Raw genomic sequence first — 1700 nt, 5'->3', positions numbered from 1 at the left:
CGAAGCGGGACCGCGTCCCGGCACGTGCACCGCGCTGGCCACGCCCTCGCGCGAGATCCGGACCAGGCCCGCGTGCAGCAGCCTGGCCAGCGCTACCTCTGCGGCGCGGGCAGGGCCGCCCACCAGGCAGCCCAGCTCCTCCGGGGTGGTGGTCACGTGGAATTCTCGGCCGCCGGGCTCACGTCGTTACGTCGAGGTCCACGAGGATCCGGTCGAACAGATCAACAGACGCGCGGAGGTGGCCGACGGTCAGCGGAACGTCCTCGCCGCGACGGCTCGCCACCAGGTCGATGATCAACGGCGCCAGGTCCGGCCACCGTGCCGCGGCCAGTTCGCCTGCCCGCGACTTGCTGACGATCCCGCCTGTCCGGATGGTGTGCCACAACCGCGCAGGTCCCAGCCCCGCCCACAGCAGTCCCTCGCACGGCACCAACTTGCCAGCGGGCCAGTTCGTCATGGCGGCGCGGCCCTGCTCGATGTTCGGCATCCAGTAGCTGATGAGGTTTTCACGGCAATAGGCCTCGACCTCAGCGGCAGTGCCCGGACATGTGGGCCGTGCTCCACGCACGGTCTGTCCCACCGTCCGCAGTTGTTGCCACAACACGGGCGTCACTTCGCCCGCCAGTGGGTTCACGTCGAAAACCGGCTTCTCCAGCGAGCCGGCCAGCACGGCGGCCACATCCGCACCGCGGACCTCTGGCAAAGAAGCGGGCGCGGAAAGCTCGATCACGATGTCCAGATCCGAGTCGGAAACGACATCTCCCAAGACCTGTGAGCCGTAGACGTGCGCACCCACCACCAACTCCGGCAGGTGGTCGTCCAGCAACTCCAAGTAGCGCTCAGCGGTGATCACGTCACCCAACCGTACGCAGGTCAACAGGTACTGGACCGAAACAGTCGGGGGAAAGCTTGTGTTCGGACATGAAGCGACGGAGAGTGACGCCGCTCACAATGCACCAATAGGAGGCATCTGTGTCCTCTCACCGCCGCAGACCGGTACTCCTCGCAGCGCTTTCCGCGCTGATCCTGCTCACCCCCCGCCGCCGTCGCCCACGAGGCGGGCGGGATCGTCTCCAGCGACGGAGGAATCGACCACGCCGAGGCCACGCACGGGCACGACCAGCACGGTGGCGACCACGGGCACCTGCCCGCGAGCAATGCCAACGTGAAGGTCGTCGGCAAGGCCGCCATCAACCAGGACACCGAAGGCCGCGTCGCCGACGTCGGGGTCCACAACGGCTACGCGTACCTGGCCGCGTTCCGCGATCCGTCCTGCCAGAAGGGCGGCATGTACGTCTTCGACATCAAGGACCCCACCAAGCCCAAGCAGATCAACTTCATCCGCACCGGCCAGGACAGCTACGTCGGTGAGGGCTCCCAGGTCATCCGCATCGACACCCCGCAGTTCACCGGCGACGTGCTCGCCTTCAACAACGAGATCTGCGGTACCCACATCAACTCGACCACGGTCGGCGGCATCACGCTCGTCGACGTCACCAACCCCAAGGTGCACAAGTACCTCGCGCAGGGCGTCGGTGACTTCGAGCCGGTGAGCCGCAACGCCCCCGGACTGGCGCACGAGGTGCACAGCACCTTCATGTGGGACGCCGGTGACAAGGCGTACGCCGTGCTCGTCGACGACGAGGAGAACGCGGACGTCGACATCATGGACATCTCCAACCCCGCCGCACCGGTGAAGA

The 1700-nt window shown here is 66.9% G+C and carries 2 protein-coding genes; one reads left to right on the top strand and one right to left on the bottom strand.

Annotation, left to right across the window (positions count from 1 at the left end; all coding sequences use genetic code 11):
* Positions 1–178: 178 nt before the first annotated feature.
* Entirely contained in the window at positions 179–853 is a 675-nt protein-coding gene (locus FXN61_RS49285) for a nucleotidyltransferase domain-containing protein (RefSeq protein ID WP_167980615.1), read from the bottom strand.
* Between the two features lie 312 nt (positions 854–1165).
* Here FXN61_RS49285 and FXN61_RS49280 point away from each other — a divergent pair.
* On the top strand, positions 1166–1700 hold a 535-nt coding region (locus FXN61_RS49280; protein WP_223165922.1), incomplete at its 3' end, for an LVIVD repeat-containing protein.

The organism is Lentzea indica (assembly GCF_012184385.1).
Lineage (GTDB): Bacteria > Actinomycetota > Actinomycetes > Mycobacteriales > Pseudonocardiaceae > Lentzea > Lentzea indica.
Note: the sequence above shows the minus strand (reverse complement) of the source record. Positions and strands in the feature narration are given on the sequence as shown.